The organism is Streptomyces sp. NPDC028308 (assembly GCF_055565855.1).
Genome location: NZ_JBVHTO010000013.1, coordinates 59,816 through 82,171 on the forward strand (window position 1 = coordinate 59,816; position 22,356 = coordinate 82,171).

The 22,356-nt window shown below is 70.7% G+C and carries 22 protein-coding genes and 1 riboswitch; of the genes, 14 read left to right on the top strand and 8 right to left on the bottom strand.

Features of this window, described 5'->3' with window-relative positions; genetic code table 11:
* Positions 1 to 146: 146 nt before the first annotated feature.
* The 3 genes from ACZ4VA_RS29120 (at position 147) to ACZ4VA_RS29130 (ending at position 2,136) form a co-directional block, all read left to right on the top strand.
* Positions 147 to 380, top strand: coding sequence for a hypothetical protein (locus ACZ4VA_RS29120; protein WP_355782923.1), 234 nt, complete (start codon positions 147 to 149; stop codon positions 378 to 380).
* Positions 381 to 557: 177 nt separating this feature from the next.
* Positions 558 to 1,148, top strand: coding sequence for an N-acetylmuramoyl-L-alanine amidase (locus tag ACZ4VA_RS29125; protein ID WP_355782926.1), 591 nt, complete (start codon positions 558 to 560; stop codon positions 1,146 to 1,148).
* A 52-nt stretch (positions 1,149 to 1,200) separates the two neighbouring features.
* On the top strand, positions 1,201 to 2,136 hold the full coding sequence (locus tag ACZ4VA_RS29130; RefSeq protein ID WP_355782929.1) for a 1-aminocyclopropane-1-carboxylate deaminase/D-cysteine desulfhydrase: 936 nt from the start codon (positions 1,201 to 1,203) through the stop codon (positions 2,134 to 2,136).
* Positions 2,137 to 2,155: 19 nt separating this feature from the next.
* Here the strand turns inward: ACZ4VA_RS29130 and ACZ4VA_RS29135 are convergent, their stop codons facing one another.
* The gene (locus tag ACZ4VA_RS29135) at positions 2,156 to 3,751 is read right to left on the bottom strand and encodes a Na+/H+ antiporter (protein WP_355782932.1); all 1,596 of its coding nucleotides are present in this window, start codon (positions 3,749 to 3,751) and stop codon (positions 2,156 to 2,158) included.
* A gap of 62 nt (positions 3,752 to 3,813) precedes the next feature.
* On the opposite strand from ACZ4VA_RS29135, the gene ACZ4VA_RS29140 reads away from it, so the two are divergent.
* From ACZ4VA_RS29140 to ACZ4VA_RS29150, 3 genes are all read left to right on the top strand, one after another.
* Complete coding sequence (locus ACZ4VA_RS29140) at positions 3,814 to 4,074, top strand: UBP-type zinc finger domain-containing protein (protein WP_355782935.1); 261 nt, start codon at positions 3,814 to 3,816, stop codon at positions 4,072 to 4,074.
* A gap of 260 nt (positions 4,075 to 4,334) precedes the next feature.
* Positions 4,335 to 4,748: an ATP-binding protein gene (locus ACZ4VA_RS29145; protein WP_121405906.1), complete on the top strand. Its 414-nt coding sequence runs from the start codon at positions 4,335 to 4,337 to the stop codon at positions 4,746 to 4,748.
* The gene (locus tag ACZ4VA_RS29150; RefSeq protein ID WP_356168569.1) at positions 4,745 to 5,842 is read left to right on the top strand and encodes an RNA polymerase sigma factor SigF; all 1,098 of its coding nucleotides are present in this window, start codon (positions 4,745 to 4,747) and stop codon (positions 5,840 to 5,842) included. The genes ACZ4VA_RS29145 and ACZ4VA_RS29150 overlap by 4 nt, the downstream gene beginning before the upstream one ends.
* Before the next feature lie 69 nt (positions 5,843 to 5,911).
* On the opposite strand, the gene ACZ4VA_RS29155 is transcribed toward ACZ4VA_RS29150, so the two are convergent.
* Positions 5,912 to 6,361, bottom strand: coding sequence for a hypothetical protein (locus ACZ4VA_RS29155; RefSeq protein ID WP_356168566.1), 450 nt, complete (start codon positions 6,359 to 6,361; stop codon positions 5,912 to 5,914).
* Positions 6,362 to 6,531: 170 nt separating this feature from the next.
* Here ACZ4VA_RS29155 and ACZ4VA_RS29160 point away from each other — a divergent pair, with 170 nt between their 5' ends.
* Together ACZ4VA_RS29160 and ACZ4VA_RS29165 are read left to right on the top strand one after the other, a co-directional pair.
* Positions 6,532 to 7,500, top strand: a complete 969-nt coding sequence (locus tag ACZ4VA_RS29160) for a diacylglycerol/lipid kinase family protein (protein WP_355782980.1) — start codon at positions 6,532 to 6,534, stop codon at positions 7,498 to 7,500.
* A gap of 319 nt (positions 7,501 to 7,819) precedes the next feature.
* Positions 7,820 to 8,077 carry a WhiB family transcriptional regulator gene (locus tag ACZ4VA_RS29165; protein ID WP_016639615.1) on the top strand — a complete coding sequence of 86 codons (258 nt, stop codon included), beginning with the start codon at positions 7,820 to 7,822 and terminating at the stop codon, positions 8,075 to 8,077.
* Positions 8,078 to 8,381: 304 nt separating this feature from the next.
* On the opposite strand, the gene ACZ4VA_RS29170 is transcribed toward ACZ4VA_RS29165, so the two are convergent.
* Positions 8,382 to 9,848, bottom strand: coding sequence for a sensor histidine kinase (locus tag ACZ4VA_RS29170; protein ID WP_355782983.1), 1,467 nt, complete (start codon positions 9,846 to 9,848; stop codon positions 8,382 to 8,384).
* Positions 9,849 to 10,325: 477 nt separating this feature from the next.
* A complete protein-coding gene (locus tag ACZ4VA_RS29175; RefSeq protein WP_388904393.1) occupies positions 10,326 to 11,009 on the bottom strand; it encodes a TetR/AcrR family transcriptional regulator in 684 nt (227 codons plus the stop codon).
* Between the two features lie 88 nt (positions 11,010 to 11,097).
* Here ACZ4VA_RS29175 and ACZ4VA_RS29180 point away from each other — a divergent pair, with 88 nt between their 5' ends.
* On the top strand, positions 11,098 to 11,850 hold the full coding sequence (locus ACZ4VA_RS29180; RefSeq protein WP_356168560.1) for an SDR family oxidoreductase: 753 nt from the start codon (positions 11,098 to 11,100) through the stop codon (positions 11,848 to 11,850).
* Positions 11,851 to 12,352: 502 nt separating this feature from the next.
* Positions 12,353 to 13,138: a glucosamine-6-phosphate deaminase gene (nagB, locus tag ACZ4VA_RS29185; RefSeq protein WP_468083049.1), complete on the top strand. Its 786-nt coding sequence runs from the start codon at positions 12,353 to 12,355 to the stop codon at positions 13,136 to 13,138.
* 168 nt (positions 13,139 to 13,306) lie between these two features.
* Here the strand turns inward: nagB and ACZ4VA_RS29190 are convergent, their stop codons facing one another.
* The 4 genes from ACZ4VA_RS29190 to ACZ4VA_RS29205 all read right to left on the bottom strand — a co-directional run bounded on the left by ACZ4VA_RS29190 (position 13,307) and on the right by ACZ4VA_RS29205 (position 18,285).
* Complete coding sequence (locus tag ACZ4VA_RS29190) at positions 13,307 to 14,878, bottom strand: glycoside hydrolase family 3 protein (protein ID WP_468083051.1); 1,572 nt, start codon at positions 14,876 to 14,878, stop codon at positions 13,307 to 13,309.
* Positions 14,879 to 14,887: 9 nt separating this feature from the next.
* Complete coding sequence (locus tag ACZ4VA_RS29195; RefSeq protein WP_355793536.1) at positions 14,888 to 15,679, bottom strand: carbohydrate ABC transporter permease; 792 nt, start codon at positions 15,677 to 15,679, stop codon at positions 14,888 to 14,890.
* 89 nt (positions 15,680 to 15,768) lie between these two features.
* The gene (locus ACZ4VA_RS29200) at positions 15,769 to 16,755 is read right to left on the bottom strand and encodes a carbohydrate ABC transporter permease (RefSeq protein ID WP_355793534.1); all 987 of its coding nucleotides are present in this window, start codon (positions 16,753 to 16,755) and stop codon (positions 15,769 to 15,771) included.
* Between the two features lie 243 nt (positions 16,756 to 16,998).
* Positions 16,999 to 18,285 (bottom strand): extracellular solute-binding protein, encoded by a 1,287-nt coding sequence (locus ACZ4VA_RS29205; protein ID WP_355787692.1) that lies wholly within the window; start codon positions 18,283 to 18,285, stop codon positions 16,999 to 17,001.
* A 430-nt stretch (positions 18,286 to 18,715) separates the two neighbouring features.
* Between ACZ4VA_RS29205 and ACZ4VA_RS29210 the strand changes: the two genes are divergently transcribed.
* The 4 genes from ACZ4VA_RS29210 (at position 18,716) to ACZ4VA_RS29225 (ending at position 22,132) form a co-directional block, all read left to right on the top strand.
* Entirely contained in the window at positions 18,716 to 19,480 is a 765-nt protein-coding gene (locus ACZ4VA_RS29210) for a GntR family transcriptional regulator (RefSeq protein WP_355787689.1), read from the top strand.
* 186 nt (positions 19,481 to 19,666) lie between these two features.
* Positions 19,667 to 19,930, top strand: a complete 264-nt coding sequence (locus tag ACZ4VA_RS29215) for a DUF3311 domain-containing protein (RefSeq protein ID WP_356168547.1) — start codon at positions 19,667 to 19,669, stop codon at positions 19,928 to 19,930.
* The gene (mctP, locus tag ACZ4VA_RS29220; protein WP_356168544.1) at positions 19,927 to 21,537 is read left to right on the top strand and encodes a monocarboxylate uptake permease MctP; all 1,611 of its coding nucleotides are present in this window, start codon (positions 19,927 to 19,929) and stop codon (positions 21,535 to 21,537) included. Before ACZ4VA_RS29215 ends, mctP begins: the two co-directional genes overlap by 4 nt.
* A gap of 82 nt (positions 21,538 to 21,619) precedes the next feature.
* Entirely contained in the window at positions 21,620 to 22,132 is a 513-nt protein-coding gene (locus ACZ4VA_RS29225; RefSeq protein ID WP_356168541.1) for a GNAT family N-acetyltransferase, read from the top strand.
* A gap of 53 nt (positions 22,133 to 22,185) precedes the next feature.
* Positions 22,186 to 22,344: riboswitch (cobalamin riboswitch) on the top strand.
* Positions 22,345 to 22,356: the final 12 nt, after the last annotated feature.

Genomic DNA, 22,356 nt, shown 5'->3' on the forward strand with positions numbered 1-22,356 from the left:
TGGTGCTATTACACGAATGAGCGGGAATGGACTCTGCGACGGCTGGGCATGGGGTGCGGCACGTGACCCGGGGAACTCCGAGATCCAGCCAACCGTTTGATCTCCCGACCACACCCTCGACGGACGACCAAGGACGGGAAAGGGCCATGGCGGGCTTTCTGGACCGCGCGAAGGAGCAGGCGCAGCGCGGCCTGACGCAGGGCAGGCAGAAGATCGACGACGTGCAGGCGCAGCGCGCGGGCGGCGATCTGCTGAAGAGACTGGGCGCCGCGTACTACGCGGAGCGGCGCGGCAGCGGTTCCCCCGAGGCGACGCGCCAGGCGCTCCAGGCGCTGGAGAGTCACATCGCGTCAAACGGGGACGCTTTCCTGCGTAGTTGATCGCCCGTCGATCGATCCGGGACAGGGTCGATCATCGCTGGTCATCGCCGTCGCGCCCCGCTGACCGGTTCGGCTCGCACGCTGTGCGAACGGCTGGTCCCGGCCATCTCGTCACGGGTACAAGCACCGTACGAGGCGGTCGCGACGGGCGGTCGTCGCGCAGCGAAGGGGGCAGTCGTGGCCCCACCCATGTCCGCCCGGCGTTTCCTGGACCGGCTCAGAGCGGAAGGCGTCACCGTCGTCGAGGTCGGCGACTGGGAGCACCACAACCGCAATCACAAGGGCCCCTGGGGGCCGGTGCACGGCGTCATGATCCATCACACCGTGACCTCGGGTGCCGCGCGCACGGTCGAGATGTGCCGCGTCGGCCACCCGGATCTGCCGGGGCCCCTGTGCCACGGCGTGATCACCAAGGACGGCGTCGTCCACCTCGTCGGCTACGGGCGCGCCAACCACGCAGGTCTCGGGGACGACGACGTCCTGCGCGCGGTGATCGCCGAGAAGGCGCTCCCGCCGGACAACGAGGCGAACACCGACGGCAACCGCCACTTCTACGGCTTCGAGTGCGAGAACCTGGGCGACGGCGAGGACCCGTGGCCGGCGGAGCAGCTCGACGCCGTCGAGCGGGTCTCGGCCGCCATCTGCCGTCACCACGGCTGGACCGAGCGCTCCGTCGTCGGTCATCTGGAGTGGCAGCCCGGCAAGGTGGATCCGCGGGGGTTCAAGATGGCCTCCCTGCGCGAGCGCGTCCGCGACCGCCTGAAGTGACCTGACCCGGTCGCCGGCGGCGGGGTCCGCCCGCGAGCCCGCTGCCGTACAGATGTCCGACAATGGCGGGGTGACCAGCTCCGACCGCCCCGAGGCGCTCTCCCCCGCCGGACTGCGCCCGCGGCTGCCGTCGCCGCTCCAGGAGGCCGCGGACGCGCGGCTGGCGCGGCACGGCGTGCGGCTGCTGCTCAAGCGGGACGACCTGATCCACCCGGAGCTGATCGGCAACAAGTGGCGCAAGCTCGTGCCGAACCTGACGGCGGCGGCGGGCCGCACGCTGCTCACCTTCGGCGGCGCGTACTCGAACCACCTGCGGGCGACGGCCGCGGCCGGCCGTCTCCTGGGCCTGCCCACCGTCGGTGTGGTCCGCGGCGACGAGCTGGCCGGACGTCCCCTCAACCCCTCGCTCGCCCGGTGTGCCGCGGACGGCATGCGGCTGCACTTCGTCGACAGGCCGACGTACCGCCGCAAGAGCGAGCCGGAGACGCTGGCCGCTCTCCTGCGCGCGGCCGGCGCCGAGGACGCGTACGTGGTGCCGGAGGGCGGCAGCAACTCCCTCGCCGTACGCGGCTGCCGGGCGCTCGGCGAGGAGCTGGACGCCCACGCCGACGTGGTCGCCGTCGCCTGCGGCACCGGCGGCACGCTGGCCGGCCTCGCCGCGGGGCTCGCGCCGGGCTGCCGCGCCCTGGGGATACCGGTCCTGAGAGGCGGCTTCCTCGGCGGTGACGTGCGGGCCCTCCAGCGGGAGGCCTTCGGCGGCCCCCGGGGCGACTGGTCCCTGGACGACCGCTTCCACTGCGGCGGCTACGCGCGTACGACTCCGGAACTCGACCGCTTCGCCGCGGACTTCGAGCAGCGCCACGGACTGGCCGTCGAGCGTCTCTATGTCGCCAAGACGCTCTACGGACTTGTCGCCCTGGCGGACGAGGGCGCCTTCCCGCGCGGGACGACGGTGGCCGCCGTGATCACCGGCACACCGCTCGCCTGAACCGCCCGCGCGGCACATCTCACTGCGTCTCCCGGAAGGCCGCCGCCTCCTCCAGGTCCAGCCGCCGCAGCAGGCTCCGCAGCATCTCGTCGTCGATGTAGCGCAGGTCGCGCAGCTTCACGAAGACCTCGCGCTCGGCGCTGATCATCTCCCGCGAGAGCCGGCGGTAGGTGTCGTCCTGGGTCTCCCCGGTGGTCGGGTTGACCGCCCCGAGCCGTTCCCAGACGGCGTTGCGGCGCCGCTCCAGGACGCTGCGCAGCCGGTCGGCGAGCGGTCCGGGGAGGGCGTTGCGCTCGTCGACGAGAAGTTCGTCGAGCCGCTTCTCGGCCGCCCGGGACGCCTGGGCCTGCGCGTTGGCCTCCGCGAGCGTCTCGGCCTGCTGGTCCCGGCCCGGGAGCTTCAGCAGCCGGATCAGCGGCGGCAGGGTGAGCCCCTGGACGACCAGCGTCCCGATGACCGTGGTGAAGGTCAGGAAGAGGATGAGGTTGCGCCCGGGGAACCCGCCGCCGTCGTGCATGGTCAGCGGGATCGAGAAGGCGATGGCGAGGGACACCACGCCCCGCATCCCGGCCCAGGAGATCACGAACGGCGCCTTCCAGGTGGGGTCCGCCTCACGGCCCCGGACGCGCGCGGAGATCATCCGGGGCACGTACGTCGCCGGGTACACCCACACGAACCTGGTGGCGACCACCACGAGGAACAGCGCCACCGCGTACCAGGCGGCCCGGCCCCCCTCGTACGCCCCGAGCCCCTTCAGCACCACGGGCAGCTGGAGTCCGATGAGGGCGAACACGGCCGACTCCAGGATGAAGGCGACCATCTTCCACACGGCCTCCTCCTGGAGGCGGGTGGCGAAGTCGACCTCCCAGGAGCGGTGGCCGAGGTACAGGGCGACGACGACCACGGCGAGCACCCCGGAGGCGTGCACCTGCTCGGCGACCCCGTACGCGACGAAGGGGATCAGCAGCGAGAGCGTGTTCTGGAGCAGCGCCTCCCCGAGGTGCGTGCGCAGCCAGTGCAGAGGCACCATCAGCACGAGTCCGACGACCACGCCGCCGACGGCTGCCACCAGGAACTCGCGCAGGCCGCCCGCCCAGGTCGCGCCCTCGCCGACCGCGGCCGCGAGGGCCACCTTGAAGGCGGTGATCGCGGTGGCGTCGTTCACCAGGGACTCGCCCTGAAGGATCGTGGTGATCCGCGACGGCAGCCCCACCCGGCGTGCCACCGCCGTCGCCGCGACGGCGTCCGGCGGCGCCACCACCGCGCCGAGCACCAGCGCGGCCGTCAGCGGCAGGCCCGGCACGATCAGGTACGCGGCGTACCCCACGACGACGGTCGCGAAGAGGACGTAGCCGACCGACAGCAGGGCGACCGGCCGCATCTGCGCCCGCAGGTCGAGATAGGAGCTGTCCGCCGCCGCCGTGTACAGGAGCGGCGGCAGCAGCAGCGGCAGCACCACGTCGGGTTCGAGCGTGTAGTCGGGCACCCCGGGGACGTAGGAGATCAGCAGTGCGGCCGCGACCAGCAGCAGCGGGGCGGGCACCGGCGTACGCCGGGCGGCCCCCGCGACCGCCGCACTGCCCGCCACCAGCATCAGCAGTGGCAAAACATCCATCGTCCTCAGCCCGCCCTCGGATTCCGCGCGGCTTCCCGCACACCCGTCGTAACCTGGCAATCATGAAACAGTGCACGCACTCCGACGCGCTGCCGCACCCCGAGCCCGCGGCCCTGAGCGAGACCTGTCTCGAGTGCCTGGCCGCCGGTACGCATCCGGTGCAGCTGCGCCAGTGCCTGAGCTGCGGCCATGTGGGCTGCTGCGACTCCTCGCCGCTCCGGCACGCCGACGGGCATTTCCAGGAGACCGGCCACCCGGTGATGCGTACGCTCGAACCCGGCGAGAGCTGGCGTTGGTGCTTCGTGGACCACGTACTCGTGTGACCCTGGACCGGAACGGTTCGACGGTCTGAGGCCTGGGTACGTCAACCCGGCGCGCGCTCTTCCTATTTGGGGCCGCAGACCCCTAGCCACTGTCCGTACTCATAGGCTTACTATGAGTGACAGCACGGGGGCGGGGTCCCCGGGACAAGGGACTTGGGAGCGCGATAGCGTCACCGCTGAACCACGTATCGGTCATCGCGTTACCCCGGGGGGTCACACCCTCGGCCCCTGAAAGAGCTTGTACCACCTTGGAGGTGAGGGTGTCCCAGATCGCAGGCGAGCCCGCGACCCAGGACTTCGTCGAAGTCCGGCTGCCGGCTGCGGGTGCCTACCTGTCGGTGCTGCGTACGGCCACGGCCGGACTCGCGGCGCGTTTGGACTTCACCCTCGACGAGATCGAGGACCTGCGCATCGCGGTCGACGAGGCCTGCGCGATCCTGCTGCAGCAGGCCGTCCCCGGCTCCGTGCTGAGCTGTGTCTTCCGACTCGTCGACGACTCACTGGAGGTCACCGTCTCGGCGCCGACCACGGACGGTCACGCCCCTTCGCGGGACACCTTCGCCTGGACCGTCCTCTCGGCCCTCGCGGGCCAGGTCGACTCCTCCGTCGCCGAAGACAAGACCGTTTCGATCAGTCTCTACAAGAAGCGCGGCGCGGGACCCGGGCCGGCGTGAGGAACGGGGACGGGCCGGTGCGGGACGACAAGCGCGGCACACGGGAACTTCCCGCCGAGGGCATCGGTGGCCCCGGCGGGCCGCGGCCTCTGGCGGCCGGCGTCGACGGCATCCCCGAGCAGGCCCGGCCGCATCCGGAGGACGACACCCTCCCGGCGGTGCCCCAGGCGTCCCGGCCCGGGGGGCCACCCGGCTCCGGCGCGGCCGCGACCTTGGGGGAAGAGCCGGGAGCTCGGGGAATGGTGACGGGCGGGACTATGAGCGAGCACGAGCGAGACGCGGAGCAGAGCGTGCAGGGCGCGCAGCACGGGCCGAGCGCCCAGCACACGCGGCACGACCCCCAGGACCGCAGCGGGGCGCGGCTGATGTTCATCGAGCTGCGCAAGCTGAGCGACAGCAGTGCCGAGTACGCGGAGCTGCGCAACCAACTGGTCCGCATGCATCTGCCGCTCGTCGAGCACCTGGCCCGCCGCTTCCGCAACCGCGGCGAGCCGCTGGACGACCTGACCCAGGTCGCCACGATCGGCCTGATCAAGTCGGTGGACCGCTTCGACCCCGAGCGCGGCGTCGAGTTCTCCACGTACGCGACACCGACGGTCGTGGGCGAGATCAAGCGCCACTTCCGCGACAAGGGCTGGGCGGTGCGGGTGCCGCGGCGCCTTCAGGAGCTGCGCCTCGCGCTGACCACGGCGACCGCGGAGCTCTCGCAGCAGCACGGCCGCTCCCCCACGGTGCACGAGCTGGCCGAGAAGCTGGCCATCTCGGAGGAGGAGGTCCTGGAGGGCCTGGAGTCCGCCAACGCGTACTCCACGCTGTCCCTGGACGTTCCCGACACGGACGACGAGTCCCCGGCCGTCGCGGACACGCTCGGCGCCGAGGACGAGGCGCTGGAGGGTGTGGAGTACCGCGAGTCCCTCAAGCCGCTGCTGGAGGACCTCCCGCCCCGGGAGAAGCGGATTCTGCTCCTCCGCTTCTTCGGCAACATGACCCAGTCCCAGATCGCGCAGGAGGTCGGCATCTCGCAGATGCACGTCTCGCGCCTGCTGGCCCGCACCCTGGCCCAGCTCCGGGAGAAGCTCCTCGTCGAGGAGTAGGCCGGTCCGCTCCGACAGGAGTGGACCGAGGAGCGGTGGGCGGGGCTCAGCGGCAGCCGGCCGGGGCGCTCACTTCTCGTCCCGCGAGCCGCCCGGCCCCCGGATGCCGAGCGCGCGGGTCGTCGCGGGGTTCAGCAGCAGCACCAGCGCCACGACCGCGACGACGGCGAGCACGATCCCGGCGGGGATGGCCATACTGTCGGCCTGGAGCAGGCTGTAGGCCACCGGCAGGGCCATGACCTGCGTGATCACCGCCGGGCCCCGGCTCCAGCCGCGGCGCAGCAGCAGACCGCGCGCGGCCAGCAGCGGCAGCAGCGCGAGGGCGATCAGGGTGATGCCGCCGGTGACGGCCTGTCGGCGGTCGTCCGTGTCCCCGGTGAGGCCCAGTACGACGATGTAGACGCCCCCCGCCACCAGGGCCAGACCCTCCAGAGCGGCCAGCGCCGCCGCGGCGGTCAGCCGTCCCGGACGGGGTTCGGCGGTGGAGAGGTCGGGGGCGGTGTTCTGCTCAGGACTCACCCCTGAAGAGTAGCCCGGGGCCACCGGCCGCCGAGGGGCCCGGGTGCCCGCTCCGCGCCCCGGCGCACGGCTCCCCTGGCCCGCCCCGGGTACACGCCGTCGTCCCGATCTTTCACCGGATCCGCACCTCGGTCTGGGTCGGGTACCACCCAGTAGGTACGCTGCATCGCATGCGTGCACTTCTCGTGGTCAATCCGGCGGCAACCACCACGAGTGCGCGTACGCGCGACGTGCTCATCCACGCACTGGCCAGTGAGATGAAGCTGGACGCGGTCACCACCGAGTACCGCGGGCACGCCCGGGACCTCGGGCGGCAGGCCGCGGAGAGCAAGGACATCGAGCTGGTCGTGGCCCTCGGCGGCGACGGCACGGTCAACGAGGTCGTGAACGGTCTGCTCCACCACGGCCCCGACCCGGACCGCCTCCCCCTCCTCGCGGTGGTCCCGGGCGGCTCCACCAACGTCTTCGCCCGCGCCCTCGGCCTGCCGAACGACGCGGTCGAGGCGACCGGAGCCCTGCTGGACGCCCTGCGGGAGAAACGGGAACGCACGGTCGGGCTCGGTCTGGCCGCCGGCACCCCGGGCACGGAGGACGAGGCGGCACCGGCGCGCTGGTTCACGTTCTGCGCGGGGCTCGGCTTCGACGCGGGTGTGGTCGGACGGGTCGAGCAGCAGCGCGAGCGCGGCAGGCGCTCCACTCATGCGCTGTATCTGCGCCAGGTGCTACGGCAATTTCTGGACGAACCTCACCGCAGACACGGGACGATCACACTGGAGCGCCCCGGGCAGGACCCGGTCACCGATCTGGTGCTGTCCATCATCTGCAACACCTCGCCGTGGACGTTTCTCGGCAATCGTCCGGTGTACGCGTCACCTAAGGCCTCGTTCGATACCGGTCTCGACGTACTGGGCCTCAGTCGCATGTCCACGGCCTCGGTTGCCCGGTATGCCACCCAGTTGCTCACTTCGTCCCCCGAGCGGGGCCCCCGCGGAAAGCACGCCGTGTCCCTGCACGACTTGACGGACTTCACCTTGCATTCGAAGGTGCCGTTGCCCCTGCAGATGGACGGTGACCACCTCGGGCTGCGAACGAGCGTGACGTTCACAGGCGTACGCCGTGCACTGCGTGTGATTGTGTGAGTGGAAGGGGCCAAAGTCCTTTCACTCGAACGTTTAGGCCAGGGTCCACCCCATGGAAGTACGGCTGTGACCTAGTCGACACCGAGGAATCAAAAAAAACTTTCCGGAAGGGGTTGTATCCGCCGCTGAGGTTTGCGAGTCTCTACGTGGCGCTCGGGGCGGCCCGCAACATCGGCCCCCACAGAGAGTCCGAACCCCTCCTCAACCCACAGGACCACGTCAGTCCGTCTGACGCTCGGCCCTTCACTTGTTGAGGGATTCGTGAAAGCGTTCACATTCACAAGCAATCCGCATGTAATACCAAGGAGAGGTAGCAGCCATGGACTGGCGTCACAACGCCGTTTGCCGCGAGGAAGACCCCGAGCTCTTCTTCCCCATCGGCAACACCGGTCCTGCGCTGCTGCAGATCGAAGAAGCCAAGGCCGTCTGCCGTCGCTGCCCGGTTATGGAGCAGTGCCTGCAGTGGGCGCTCGAGTCCGGCCAGGACTCCGGCGTCTGGGGTGGTCTCAGCGAGGACGAGCGCCGCGCGATGAAGCGCCGCGCCGCCCGCAACCGGGCCCGTCAGGCCTCCGCCTGACACCCACCCCCGCGACGAGCCTCAGCTTGGCGGCGCGTACAGCGAGTACGCATCTCCCGCTATCGAGCCGCAGCGCGCAGTACCCCCGATGCGCATAGCAACGAGCTTTAGCCCCGGACCGGTTCCACGGTCCGGGGCTCACTGCTGTTGCGGGCCCCTCCCCCGGGCCGGCTCCCCGGTATGCGGCCACCCAGGAGGCCGGCCGCCCGCGATCTGCTCGTACGACCCGTCGCACGGATGTGCTCTTCGCGTAAGCGACGGGTGAAGAGGTGGCACCGGCCGGGGCCGAAGAGGGGTCGCCCGCCTACTTGTTGGCCTGCACCGGGACGTCCAGGATCACCCGCGTGCCGCGCTCGGGAGCCGGGACCATGTCGAACGTGCCGCCCAACTCGCCCTCCACCAGCGTCCGTACGATCTGTAGGCCCAGGTTGCCCGAGCTGTGCGGGTCGAAGCCCTCCGGCAGACCGACCCCGTCGTCCTGGACGGTGACCAGGAGGCGGGCCTCCTTGCTGGTGCCGCCGCGGACCGCGGAGACCTCGACGGTGCCGCGGTCGCCCTCGCGGAAGCCGTGCTCCAGGGCGTTCTGGAGGATCTCGGTGAGGACCATGGACAGCGGCGTCGCGACCTCGGCGTCCAGGATGCCGAAGCGTCCGGTGCGCCGGCCGGTGACCTTTCCGGGCGAGATCTCGGCGACCATCGCCAGCACCCGGTCGGCGATCTCGTCGAACTCCACGCGCTCGTCCAGGTTCTGCGAGAGCGTCTCGTGCACGATCGCAATCGATCCGACCCGGCGGACGGCCTCTTCGAGCGCCTCGCGGCCCTCTTCGGAGCCGATCCGGCGGGCCTGGAGCCGCAGGAGTGCCGCCACCGTCTGCAGGTTGTTCTTCACCCGGTGGTGGATCTCACGGATCGTGGCGTCCTTGGTGATCAACTCGCGCTCGCGGCGGCGCAGTTCGGTGACGTCGCGGAGAAGGACGAGCGAACCGACGCGAGTGCCCTTCGGTTTGAGCGGGATCGCACGCAGCTGGATGACGCCGTCGCTGCTCTCGATCTCGAACTCGCGGGGCGCCCAGCCGCTCGCGACCTTGGCCAGCGCCTCGTCCACCGGGCCGCGGGACGGGGCGAGTTCGGCGGTCGTCACGCCGAGGTTGTGACCCACCAGGTCGGAGGCCAGGCCCAGCCGGTGGTACGCGGACAGGGCGTTCGGCGACGCGTACTGGACGATGCCGTCCGCGTCCAGGCGGATCAGACCGTCGCCCACCCGGGGCGAGGCGTCCATGTCGACCTGCTGGTCCGGGAACGGGAAGGAGCCGGCGGCGATCATCTGGGCGAGGTCGGAGGCGCTCTGCAGATACGTGAGCTCCAGCCGGCTCGGCGTGCGCACGGTGAGGAGGTTGGTGTTGCGGGCGATCACTCCCAGTACCCGGCCCTCCCGGCGCACGGGGATGGACTCCACCCGCACCGGGACCTCCTCGCGCCACTCGGGGTCGCCCTCGCGCACGATCCGGCCCTCGTCGAGGGCGGCGTCCAGCATGGGGCGGCGGCCGCGCGGCACCAGGTGGCCGACCATGTCGTCCTGGTACGAGGTGGGGCCGGTGTTGGGCCGCATCTGGGCGACGGAGACGTAGCGCGTGCCGTCGCGCGTGGGGACCCACAGCACGAGGTCGGCGAAGGAGAGGTCGGAGAGCAGCTGCCACTCCGAGACCAGCAGATGCAGCCACTCGAGGTCGGAGTCGTCGAGGGCCGTGTGCTGGCGTACGAGGTCGTTCATGGAGGGCACGTGTGCGAGCGTACCCGCCGTGTACGACGGGGCCCGAAAAGCGTATGCCCGTACGAGTCCGGTGGCGTCGCGCCCGGTGGCGGCCCGGAGCTCCCGGCCCCTAAGACACCCGCGGGCCGCGGCGCCTGGGAGGGACCCTCAACCCTCCCGGCACCGCAGCCCGGAGCAACAACGGCCACGGGGTGTGCGGTCCCGATCGGCCGAAGGAGAGGAGCCGGAGCAGTCAGGGCAGAGAGCGCCGGTTCCTCGGTCCGCCTTCCTGTGCGGGGAAGGCGGAGGCTGTGCGTTCACATGCTGTCACGTCGATGTCGGCATGCTCGACCTGTGCATTGTGGACTAGACCATATTCCTGCGTCCATGCGCCGCTGTCCATGCGTTGGCGGATGTTCGCCGCTGTCTGTTTATCCAACATCTCTCGATGACCTACACGCAGAGTAGCCCGCCGGGGTTCACCCGGGGGGCCGGATCTCAGGAGCTCGGCCAGATTGCCATGGCGAGTTCGGCGAGGGCTTCCAGCTCCTCGCGGGTCGCACCGTCGCGGGCCTGCTGGGACATGCCCTGGATCACCGCTCCGGTGTGCCGGGCGAGGGCGGCGGCGTCCGTGCCGGCGGGCAGCTCACCGGCCGCGATCCCCGCCCTTATCCGGCTCTCGAAGGCGGCGATGTTGGCGTTGCGCCGCTCCCGCAGCGACCCCTCGACCTCGGGCGAGGTGCAGTTGGTCGCCGCGTGGATCACCAGGCAGCCGTGCGGGCGGCCGGGGTCGGTGTACTCCGCCGCGGCCTCGCGCAGTATCCGCTCGACGGCGCCGCGGACGGTGGGCTCCTCGGCGAGGGCGCGCTCGGGGAACGACCCGTACCTCGTGCCGTACTCCTGGACGACCTCTTCGAACAGCGAGCGCTTGTCGCCGAAGGCCGCGTACAGGCTCGGGGCCCCGATCCCCATGACCCGGGTGAGGTCGGAGACGGACGTCCCCTCGTAGCCGTGCTCCCAGAACGCCAGGATCGCTTTCTCCAGCGCGGTCTCCCGGTCGAAGGAACGGGGGCGCCCCCGTTGCTTGGCCGGAGCGCTCCGCTCGATCCGGGGCTTCGCCGCCGTCGCGTCCTCGGGCCCGACCCGCGGCCCCGCCTGCTGCCTGCTCACCATGGAGTGGATTTTATAGCGCGTACTAGAGAAATGTCGGCGGGCTGTTGTACGGTTTTTTTCTGTAGCGACCGCTAGGTAAATGCGAAGGGGGTCCGGCATGGGCGCGCTCACGGGCAGGACGGCGTTGGTCACGGGCGGCGGGAGGGGTATCGGACGGGGCATCAGCGAGCGGCTCGCACGCGACGGCGCGCGCGTGGCCGTGCACTACGGCAGCAACGCGGCGGCGGCGCGGGAGACGGTGGCCGCGATCGAGGCGGCGGACGGGTCGGCGTTCGCCCTGGGGGTGGAGCTGGGCGTGCCGGGGGACGCGGAGGCGCTCTGGGACGCCTTCGACCGGCAGGCGGACGGCCTGGACATCCTGGTGAACAACGCCGGCATCGGCACGTCGAACGCCTTCGACCGGATCGAGGAGGCGGAGTACGACCGCCTCTTCGCGGTGAACGTGAAAGCGCCGCACTTCATCACCAGGCTGGGCCTCACCCGGCTGCGGGACGGAGGGCGGGTCGTCAACATCTCCTCGGGCCTGGCGCGGGCCGCGGTGATGCCGGACAAGATGGCGTACGCGATGACCAAGGCCGCCCTGGACGTCCTCACCCGCGACCTGTCCAAGCTGCTCGGCCCCCGCGGCATCACGGTCAACACGGTCGCCCCCGGGATCGTCGAGACCGACCACACGTCCGAGTGGCTGCGCTCCAGCGACGAGGCCCGGACAGAGGCCGCCTCGATATCGGCACTGGGCCGGGTGGGCGCCCCGGCGGACATAGCGGACGTGGTGGCGTTCCTGGCGTCACACGAGGGGCGCTGGGTGACGGGTCACTGGATGGATGCGACGGGGGGTTCGCTGACGTAGGGCGTCGGACGCGCGGTGGGGCGCGGGCTCGGAGGTTCGCTGGGGCCGAGGGCGGGCGGGCCTGGCGTGGGGCCGGTGTGGGCCTGGCCTGTGCGCGGGACGACTCCTCGGGGTGGCGGGCGACTGCGACGGAGAGGCGGGGTCCGGTGAGGGCACGGGGTGTCACCTCGGGCGGCCGGCGAGCGTGGCGTGGACGGGGTCCGGCGTGGGCGCGGGGTGCCGCTCTCCGGATGGACGGCGACCCTGGCGGTGGCCGGGTCCGGCGTGGGCGCGACATGTCCCCTCGGGGTGGCCGGTAACCGTGGCGGAGGGGCGGGGTCCGGCGGGGCGTGAAGAGCCCCTCGGGGCGGTTGGCGACCGCGCCGAAGCGGGGGCCAGGTGGCGGCGCGGGATGGCGCGTTCCGCGCGACTCGGGTTGGGAGGCTCTGCTAGATTGGTCTATACCACATGCGTCCCCCTTTCGGGTCCAGTTGAGTCCCCTCTCCAGATCGGCAGGCCCAGCGTGGAAGTTGTCATCGTCCAGGACGCCAAGGCGGGCGGCGAGCTCATCGCCGAGGCCATGGCGGAGCTGCTCCGGCGCAAGCCCGACGCCCTGCTCGGCGTGGCCACCGGCTCGACCCCGCTGCCCATCTACGAGGCGCTGGCGGCCAAGGTCGGCTCGGGCGCCGTGGATGCCTCGCGTGCGCGGATCGCCCAGCTCGACGAGTACGTGGGGCTGCCGCCCGAGCACCCCGAGTCCTACCGGTCGGTGCTGCGCCGCGAGGTCCTGGAGCCGCTCGGACTGGGCATGGACGCGTTCATGGGCCCCGACGGCACCGCCGAGGACGTGCAGGCCGCGTGCGAGGCGTACGACAAGGCACTGGCCTCGGTGGGCGGGGTCGACCTCCAGCTGCTCGGCATCGGCACGGACGGGCACATCGGGTTCAACGAGCCGTGCTCCTCGCTCGCCTCGCGGACCCGGATCAAGACGCTGACCGAGCAGACCCGCGTCGACAACGCCCGATTCTTCGAGGGCGACATCGAGCAGGTCCCGCACCACGTCATCACCCAGGGCATCGGCACGATCCTGGAGGCGCGGCACCTGGTGCTGCTCGCGACGGGCGAGGGCAAGGCGGACGCGGTCGCGGCGACGGTGGAGGGACCGGTAGCGGCGGTGTGCCCGGCGTCGGCGCTCCAGCTCCACCCGCACGCCACGGTCGTCGTGGACGAGGCGGCGGCCTCCAAGCTGAAGCTCGCGGACTACTTCCGCCACACCTTCGCGAACAAGCCGGACTGGCAGGGGATCTAGGCAGCCCACCGGCGCGACGGCGTCCACTGCTCACGCCACGCGGGTCGCGGACGGCGTGAGCCGGCACTCCCCACCCCGCAACCGAAAAGGCGCCGGAGTCCCCCGTCAGGGACCCCGGCGCCTTTCCGTGCCAGGAGCAGGATTGGCGTGGCCGTCGGCGGCCCGGGCTCACGTTCCCGCGATGACCTCCGCCGCGGCGCGGCCGCAGACCCTGGCCGCTCCGTGGGTCGCGATGTGCAGGGCGCCCCGGGGCGTGGCCTGGGGGACGCCCATCTCGACGACGACCGTGTCGGGGCGGGCGGCCAGGAGGGTGTCGAGCGCCGCGCCCATCCAGGGATGGCGGTGCTCGTCGCGGACGACGGCGACGACCCGGCGCGGTCCCGCAGCCGCGAGGGCGCTGGTGCCGGCCTCCTCCCCGGAGAAGCTGCCCGTCTCCGTACCGGGCAGCAGTCCGGCGAGTTCGGCGGCGACGCCCCACGGGGTCTCGTCCCCGACGGCGATGTTCGCGACCGGGGTCAGCGCGGCGACGTACGGCGGCTCGGTGAGCGGGGCGTACGTATCGGAGTGCGTCACCGTGAGTGCGCGCCGGGCGGCGACGAGGCCGATCTCGGTGCTCGCGCCGGACGCGCCCCCCGGGCGTCCGGTGCCGAGGTCGACGGAGTCGGCAGAGGCTGCGGAGGCTGCGGAGCCCGCCGGGTCCACGGGGTCCGGGGACGCCCCGGTCGCCGCGGCGGCGGTCCACCGTGCCAGCGCGCGGACGCGGGCCGCGGCGTCGGCGAGGCGCTCCTCGGCCAGTTCGCCGCTGCGGACGGCGGAGACCAGGGCGTCGCGCAGTCGCCGTACGGTCTCGTCGTCCGCCAGGCCGCCGCCCACGCAGATCGCGTCGGCGCCGGCCGCGATCGCGAGGACGCTGCCGCGTTCGATGCCGTAGGTGGCGGAGATGGCCTGCATCTCCATGCCGTCGGTGACGATGAGGCCGTCGTAGCCGAGTTCCTCGCGGAGCAGTCCGGTGAGGATGCGGCGGGAGAGCGTGGCCGGACGGTCGGGGTCGAGCGCCGGGACGAGGATGTGCGCGCTCATCACGGCCCGGCTGCCCGCGGCGATCGCGGCCCGGAACGGGACGAGTTCGCGGGCGTGGAGGACCGACAGGTCGGCGTCGATGCGCGGCAGCGCGTGGTGCGAGTCGACCGCCGTGTCCCCGTGTCCCGGGAAGTGCTTGGTGCAGGCGGCGACGCCCGCGGCCTGGAGGCCGGTGACGTACGCGGCGGTGTGCCGGGCGACCAGGTCGGTGTCGGCGCCGAAGGACCGTACGCCGATGACCGGGTTGCCGGGGTTGGAGTTCACGTCGGCGGACGGGGCCCAGTTGAGGTTGACGCCGCAGGCGGCCAGGCGGCGGCCGAGTGCGAGGGCCACCTCCCGGGTCAGCTCGACGTCGTCCACCGCGCCGAGGGCGTGGTTGCCGGGGTAGGAGGACCCGGTGCGCACCTCCAGACGGGTGACGTCGCCGCCCTCCTCGTCGATGGCGACGAGCACGTCGTCGCATTCGGCGCGCAACTGGGCGGTGAGTGCGGCGAGTTGAGCGGCGGAGGTGATGTTGCGGCCGAACAGGCCGACCGACGTGAGGCCTTCGCCGAGCCTGCGCAGCAGCCAGTCCGGCGCGCTGGTCCCGGTGAACCCGGGCTGCAGCACGGCGAGGGCGTCGCGCGTGAGCGTGTCGGTACCACTGGCGAGTGTCGTCATCGGGTGGCGTTATCCCTTCACGGCGCCCGCGGTCAGCCCCGCGGCCATCTTGCGCTGGACGATGAGGAAGAGGACGACGATCGGCACGGCCATCATCGTGGAACCGGCCATCATCGGGGCGTACTCGGTGCCGTGCTTGGTGGTGAAGTTGCCGAGCCAGACCGTGGCGGTCTGGTTCTTCTGGCTCATGAGCATCAGGGCGTAGAGGTACTCGTTCCAGGCCTGGATGAAGCCGTAGACCGAGGTGGCGACCATGCCCGGGGCCAGCAGCGGGAAGACGACGCGGACGAAGGCGCCCGTGCGGGAGCAGCCGTCGACCATCGCGGCCTCCTCCAGCTCCTTCGGGATGTTGACGATGAAGCCGCGCAGCGTCCACACCGTGAAGGGCAGGATGAAGGTCAGATAGGTGATGATCAGGCCGGTGAGCTTGTCGTACTGACCGAGGTCGTTCAGCAGCAGGAAGACCGGGATGATCATGGCGACGAGCGGCACCATCTGGACCGCGAGGATGCCGACGATCACGATCTTGCGGCCGCGGAAGGCGAACCGGGAGATGGCTAGGGCGGCCAGCATGCCGACCACGATGCCGATCAGCACCACGGCCAGCGAGACGACCAGGCTGCGGCCGACCGGGCCCCAGAAGTCGGCGATGTCGAGCGCCCGGCGGAAGTTGTCGAGCGTGACCGCCGTGGGCAGCAGGCTCGGGTCCGGGTCGATGGCGTCCTTCGCCGGCTTGAACGCCGTGTTGAGCATCCAGTAGACGGGGAAGCCCGCGGTGGCGAAGACGAACAGGCCGAGCAGGTTCCAGCCGAGCCGGGACCTGCGGGGCCGGGCGGCGGGGACGGCGGCCGTCTTGCGCGGCCCGGCGGCGGGAGGAGCGGTGGTCGTGGTCACTCGACCTCTCCGATCTTGAGCATCTGGCGCATGTAGACGGCGACCACACCGAGCAGCAGGAGCACGGTGAGCAGGGCGATCGCCGACCCCTGCGCGTAGTCGTTGACCACGAAGGCGCGGTCGTACGAGTACGTGGTGAGCAGCTGGAACTCGGCCTCCGGGTGGCCGCCGCGCATCACGAAGACCTGCGGGAAGACACCCATGTCCCAGATGACGGAGAGCGTCGTGAGCATCACGATGATCGGCTTCAGGATCGGCAGCGTGACGTACCGGAAGACGCCCCAGGCGCCCGCGCCGTCGAGGCGCGCCGCCTCCTCCAGTTCGGCGGGCACCTGGGTGAGTCCCGCGCTGAGCGTGATGACGACGAACGGCACCGCGCCCCAGACCACGAGCAGCATGATCACGGCGAGGCCCTGGGGGCCGCTGGCGAACCAGTTGTGGCCGATCATGTCGACGCCGGGGAGCCTGCTGAGCACCGCGTTGAAGACGCCGTAGTCGGAGTCGAAGAGCCACTTGAAGACGGTGGTGGCGACGATGATGGGCATGCCCCAACTGGCCACCAGCGCGATGTTGATGAGGGTCTTCACCCAGCCGGAGACCCGCTGCAGGAGCAGCGCGATCAGCATGCCGATGACCATCGTGAAGACGACGGAGCCCCCGGCGAAGACGATCGTGCGGACGACGACGGCCCAGAACTCGTCGTCCCCCAGCACCTTGCCGAAGTTGTCGAAGCCCACCGACTCGGCCGGCTTGAAGCCCCAGAGCTGGGACTGCCCGAACTCCTGGAAGGACAGGGTGACCAGGCGGACCAGGGGGTAGCCGAGCACCAGGACGAGGATCAGCAGGCAGGGCGCGAGCAGGGCCCACGGGACGGCCGTCCCGCCGGCGGTCCGCTTCCGGCGTGGTGGTGCCACGGGGGCGGGGGGTGGTGGCGACTGCCGCGTCGGCGGCACTTTGGCAGTGGTCGTATCAGCGGCACTCATCCGCGCGCTCCTCAGCGGTCCCTCGGGTCCACGGGTGGCAGGTCCCGTCCCCGACCGGGTCGTACAGGTCGTACGGGAGGCGGGCTCCCGCGCCCCGGCCGGCCCGTACGCGTCGTACGGGCGGCAGGCCGTCCGGCCCCGGCGTCTTCGTGCGGGGCGTGCGGGGGCGGGGAGCGGGCCCCGCCTCCCGGCAGGGTCGTACGGAAAGCAGGGCCCCGCCGACAACGGGGCCCTGCCTGACGGTCACTTGTTGTTGATGACCTTGTCGATCGCGGCGTCCGCGTCCTTCGCGGCTTCCTCGACCGACTTCTTTCCGGTGCCGATGCTCTGCAGCATGGTCTGCAGGACCTGGGCCTTCTCGACCTGCCCCCAGCCCGGCGCCATCGGGACGAACCAGTTGCTCTCGGCCGCGGTGGCCGGGACGGCCGTCTTCGGGTCGCTCTTCAGCGTCGCGAGGTCGGTCTTGTTGTTCGGCAGGTTGCCCTTGCCGATCAGGCCCTTCTGGCCCTCGGCGCCGGTGAGCGCGTTGATCCACTCGGCGGCGAGTTCCTGGGCGTCGGACTTCACCGGGACGGCGAGGTCGGAACCGCCGAGGAAGACGGGGAGGTTCTTGCCGGACGGGCCGGGGACCACGAAGTTCTCGAGGTTGCCCTTGAGCTTGCCGGTCTTGTCGTTCTTCGGGTCCTCGGAGGTCGCGCCCTCCCAGGCGGCACCGAAGATCATGCCGGACTTGCCCTGGCCGTAGACGATGTAGCGGTCGGACTCGTCCTTGGTCTTGTCGCCGTGCATGTACTTGTCGACGACCGACTTGAACGCCTTGAGGCCCTTGACGGACTCCGGCGAGGAGAGGTTGCCCTTCCACTGGCCGCCGGACTCCTCGGCGATGGAGCCGCCGGCGTCGTAGACGAAGGACATCGCGGCGTACCAGTCACGGGTCGGCTGGTACCAGGCGCTGAACTTGTCGCCCTGCTTCTTCTGGATCTTGTCCAGGGCGGTGGTGAGTTCCTTGTACGTCTTCGGCGTGGACTTGACGCCGGAGGCGGCGGCGATGTCCTTGCGCCAGTTGCCGACGCGGCCACCGGCGTAGTACGGCACGCCGTAGGTCTTGCCGTCGTAGGTGACGGACGCCTTGAGGCCGTCCAGCCACTGGTCCGCGTTGTCGAACTTCGACGCGTCGACGGGAGCGAAGGCGCCCTTGACCATGTAGCCGAGCATCTCGGTGTTGCCCATCTCGACGACGTCGGGGGCCTTGTCGGTGGCGAGGACCGCGTCGAGCTTGGCGTTCTTGTCCGGCCAGCCGTAGTACTCGTGATTGATCTTGACGCCGGGGTGCTTCTTCTTGACCGCCGCGTCGGCGGCCTTGACCAGCTCGGGCCAGTTGTTCTGCGCGTCCACCGTCAGCCAGACGGTGAGTTCCTTGGCCTCCGCGCCGCCCTTGCCGCCCCCGGAGTCCTTGTCACTGTCCCCGCACGCCGCGATGGAAACCATCATGCCCGCGATACCGATCGCGGCTATCAGCTTGCGCTTCACGCCACCCTCCTCAGGGATGCCATAAACCCCCCTGCCCACCGCGGTGACCTGTGACGAGTACTGCCCGTGGGGCCGGGACCTGGACCAATGGTGTAGACCAGTACGGGGAGCTTGGCCTAGACCTAGAGGGGTGTCAAGGGTGAAGAAGACCCTCCAGGTGAGCGTTACGGGACCGACATATGCAGGGACCTTTCATTGCTCAACCGACAGAAGGGACAGGGGTGTTCCGGTGGCACGAACAGGGCACCCCGGACCTCGGCGGCGACCCTCCGACGGACGCGATGGACTAGACCAACGGGGACCCCGACGGTATATAGAGGGGATCACGGAGCGTGCGGGGGACACTCGCGCGCGAAGCCGTGCCACGATGTGAGCCGTGGCCGATCGGGTATGTCGGTCGCTTCGGCATCCGGAGCCGGGAAGGCAGAGCATGAGCACCGACGTCAGCAGTGCGGAGAACGAGGGTGGGGCACCCATCCGTACCGCGCGCGTGCCCAAGTACTACCGCCTGAAGAAGCACCTGCTCGACATGACGGAGACGCAGTCGCCCGGCACCCCGGTGCCGCCCGAGCGCACCCTCGCCGCCGAGTTCGACACCTCCCGCACGACCGTGCGCCAGGCACTCCAGGAGCTGGTCGTCGAGGGCCGCCTCGAACGCATCCAGGGCAAGGGCACCTTCGTCGCCAAGCCGAAGGTCTCCCAGGCGCTCCAACTCACCTCGTACACCGAGGACATGCGCGCCCAGGGTCTCGAACCCACCTCGCAGCTGCTGGACATCGGCTACATCACCGCGGACGAGACGCTCGCGGACCTGCTCGACATCACCGCCGGCGGACGCGTGCTGCGCATCGAGCGGCTGCGGCTGGCGAGCGGCGAGCCGATGGCCATCGAGACGACCCACCTCTCCGCCAAGCGCTTCCCCGCCCTGCGCAGGTCGCTCGTCAAGTACACCTCTCTCTACACCGCGCTCGCCGAGGTCTACGACGTCCACCTCGCCGAGGCCGAGGAGACCATCGAGACCTCGCTGGCCACCCCGCGCGAGGCCGGCCTGCTCGGCACCGACGTCGGGCTGCCCATGCTGATGCTCTCCCGGCACTCGCTCGACAGGACCGGTCAGCCGGTGGAGTGGGTGCGCTCGGTGTACCGGGGCGACCGGTACAAGTTCGTGGCCCGCCTCAAGCGGCCGATGGACTAGATCGCCCGGGTCCCCGCATGAAGCGAGCCCTCATGAGTGCGGAAAACGCCGTCGTGGGGCATTCGCCGCCGCGGAGAATCCCCAGGTCGGGACCGATATGCGGACGGGGGGTTCCGTCTGCGTGACACCGTCGCCTACATTGCCTGCGCATTACACAGGTGATCAGCGAGGGGACGGAGCCGCGGAATGTCAGATGTGCCCGAAGTCAAGCCACCGGTGGTGACACCGGTCCGCGTGGTCATTGCCGTCTGCCTCGTCGCGCCGTTCGTGGCGATGCTGTGGGTCGGCTCCTACGCGAAGACCGACCCGACGTTCATCGGAATCCCGTTCTTCTACTGGTACCAGATGCTGTGGGTGCTCATCTCCACGCTGCTCACCATGACCGCGTACCAGCTCTGGCAGCGTGACCAGCGCGCCCGCGCGACGAAGGACGGGGGTGCGTCGAAGTGAACGACGGCGTGAACGGAGTCGCCCTCGGCGTCTTCATCTTCTTCTTCCTGGCCGTCACGGTCATGGGCTTCCTGGCCGCGCGCTGGCGCAAGGCCGAGAACGAGCACAGCCTCGACGAATGGGGCCTGGGCGGACGGTCGTTCGGCACCTGGGTCACCTGGTTCCTGCTCGGCGGCGACCTCTACACGGCGTACACGTTCGTCGCCGTCCCCGCGGCGATCTACGCGGCGGGCGCGGCGGGCTTCTTCGCGGTGCCGTACACCATCCTCGTCTACCCGCTGATCTTCACCTTCCTGCCGCGGCTGTGGTCGGTCTCGCACAAGCACGGCTATGTGACGACCTCCGACTTCGTGCGCGGGCGCTTCGGCTCCAAGGGGCTGTCGCTCGCGGTCGCCGTCACCGGCATCCTCGCCACGATGCCGTACATCGCCCTGCAACTGGTCGGCATCCAGGCGGTGCTGGACGTGATGGGCGTCGGCGGCGGCGAGAACACCAACTGGTTCGTGAAGGACCTGCCGCTGCTCATCGCGTTCGGCGTGCTGGCCGCGTACACCTACTCCTCGGGGCTGCGGGCGCCCGCCCTGATCGCGTTCGTGAAGGACACCCTGATCTACATCGTGATCGCGGTGGCCATCATCTACATCCCGATCAAGCTGGGCGGGTTCGACGAGATCTTCAAGGCGGCGGGCGAGAAGTACACGGCCGCCGGTGCGGGCGGGGTCGTGCCCGCCGAGGCCGGACAGTGGACCTACGCCACGCTCGCGCTCGGCTCGGCGCTCGCCCTGTTCATGTACCCGCACTCGATCACGGCGACGCTGTCCAGCCGCAGCCGTGACGTGATCCGGCGCAACACCACCATCCTGCCGCTGTACTCCCTCATGCTGGGCCTGCTCGCCCTGCTCGGGTTCATGGCGATCGCGGCCGGGGTGAAGGTGCAGAACGGGCAGCTGGCGATCCCGCAGCTGTTCGAGAACATGTTCCCGGACTGGTTCGCGGGCGTGGCCTTCGCGGCCATCGGCATCGGCGCGCTGGTGCCGGCGGCGATCATGTCGATCGCGGCGGCGAACCTCTTCACCCGCAACATCTACAAGGACTTCATCAAGCCGGACGCGACGCCGCAGCAGGAGACCAAGGTCTCCAAGCTGGTCTCGCTGCTGGTGAAGGTGGGCGCGCTGGCCTTCGTCCTCACCATGGACAAGACGGTCGCGATCAACTTCCAGCTGCTGGGCGGCATCTGGATCCTCCAGACCTTCCCGGCGCTGGTCGGCGGCCTGTTCACCCGCTGGTTCCACCGCTGGGCGCTGCTCGCCGGCTGGGCCGTCGGCATGGTCTACGGCACCTTCGCCGCGTACGGGGTCGCCTCCCCGACGCAGCGGCACTTCGGCGGTAGTTCGAAGGAGATTCCCGGCATCGGGGAGATCGGCTACATCGGGCTGACGGCCTTCGTGCTGAACCTGGCGGTCACGGTCGTGCTCACCTTCGTCCTGCGTGCCGTGAAGGCTCCCGACGGCCTGGACGAGACGTCGCCGGAGGACTACACGGCGGACGCCGGGGACCCGGGCGTCCAGGTGGAGCTGCCGCCGGCCACGGCGGGCACCTCGCATTGAAGTCCCTCTCGTACACACCATGTCGGGCCGCCGGAGGAAAACCGGCGGCCCGACGTCGTTCCCGTCCGGCAGACTCACCCGCATGGACATCATCGTCAGGCGGGCGCTGCCCGGGGAGTACGGGACGCTCGGGGAGATCACCGCACAGGCGTATCTCGGTGACGGTCTGCTCGACTTCGGGGAGGGCGACGGCTACCTGGTGCACCTGCGGGACGTCGCGCGGCGCGCCGCCGCGGCCGAGGTCCTGGTCGCCGTGGACCGGGACGCCACCGTGCTCGGCGGGGTGACGTACGTGCCGTCGGCCGGCAACGCCATGGCCGAGCTGGCCCGTCCCGGCGAGGCCGAGATCCGCATGCTGGCGGTCGCCCCGCAGGCGCGCGGAAGAGGAGCGGGCGAGGCCCTGGTGCGCGCCTGCGTCGACCGCGCGCGGGCCACGGAGGGCTGCGTCCGCGTCGTGCTGTCGACCCAGCGGACCATGCGCGCCGCGCACCGGATCTACGAGCGGCTCGGCTTCGTCCGGACCCCCGAGCGCGACTGGAATCCCGTCCCGGAGCTCGACGACATCCTGCTGCTGACCTACGAACTGACGCTCTGACAGCTGCGTCCACCGCGGCCGACTGACACCCTCCGGAGCCGACACGACACAACATGTGGGGGTGCGTCGACGGCCCGGCACAAGATGTATGCTCATGCTCGCTGTCGCCGCAGGGGAATCCGGTGCGAATCCGGAACTGTCCCGCAACGGTGTACTTGTGCGTGTTCGCGCACACGGTCAGTCCGAGGACCTGCCGACAGTGCGCCCGGCCCGTCCGGTCCGGG

Bases quoted from the DNA above. Each gene is read 5' to 3' on its own strand.
- ACZ4VA_RS29165 (WP_016639615.1), top strand. From the start codon at position 7,820: ATGGACTGGCGTCACAACGCCGTTTGCCGCGAGGAAGACCCCGAGCTC.
- ACZ4VA_RS29215 (WP_356168547.1), top strand. From the start codon at position 19,667: ATGTCAGATGTGCCCGAAGTCAAGCCACCGGTGGTGACACCGGTCCGC.
- ACZ4VA_RS29160 (WP_355782980.1), top strand. From the start codon at position 6,532: ATGCGTGCACTTCTCGTGGTCAATCCGGCGGCAACCACCACGAGTGCG.
- ACZ4VA_RS29140 (WP_355782935.1), top strand. From the start codon at position 3,814: ATGAAACAGTGCACGCACTCCGACGCGCTGCCGCACCCCGAGCCCGCG.
- ACZ4VA_RS29135 (WP_355782932.1), bottom strand. From the start codon at position 3,751: ATGGATGTTTTGCCACTGCTGATGCTGGTGGCGGGCAGTGCGGCGGTC.
- ACZ4VA_RS29180 (WP_356168560.1), top strand. From the start codon at position 11,098: ATGGGCGCGCTCACGGGCAGGACGGCGTTGGTCACGGGCGGCGGGAGG.
- ACZ4VA_RS29190 (WP_468083051.1), bottom strand. From the start codon at position 14,878: ATGACGACACTCGCCAGTGGTACCGACACGCTCACGCGCGACGCCCTC.
- ACZ4VA_RS29120 (WP_355782923.1), top strand. From the start codon at position 147: ATGGCGGGCTTTCTGGACCGCGCGAAGGAGCAGGCGCAGCGCGGCCTG.
- ACZ4VA_RS29210 (WP_355787689.1), top strand. From the start codon at position 18,716: ATGAGCACCGACGTCAGCAGTGCGGAGAACGAGGGTGGGGCACCCATC.
- ACZ4VA_RS29130 (WP_355782929.1), top strand. From the start codon at position 1,201: ATGTCCGACAATGGCGGGGTGACCAGCTCCGACCGCCCCGAGGCGCTC.
- ACZ4VA_RS29170 (WP_355782983.1), bottom strand. From the start codon at position 9,848: ATGAACGACCTCGTACGCCAGCACACGGCCCTCGACGACTCCGACCTC.
- ACZ4VA_RS29225 (WP_356168541.1), top strand. From the start codon at position 21,620: ATGGACATCATCGTCAGGCGGGCGCTGCCCGGGGAGTACGGGACGCTC.
- ACZ4VA_RS29200 (WP_355793534.1), bottom strand. From the start codon at position 16,755: ATGAGTGCCGCTGATACGACCACTGCCAAAGTGCCGCCGACGCGGCAG.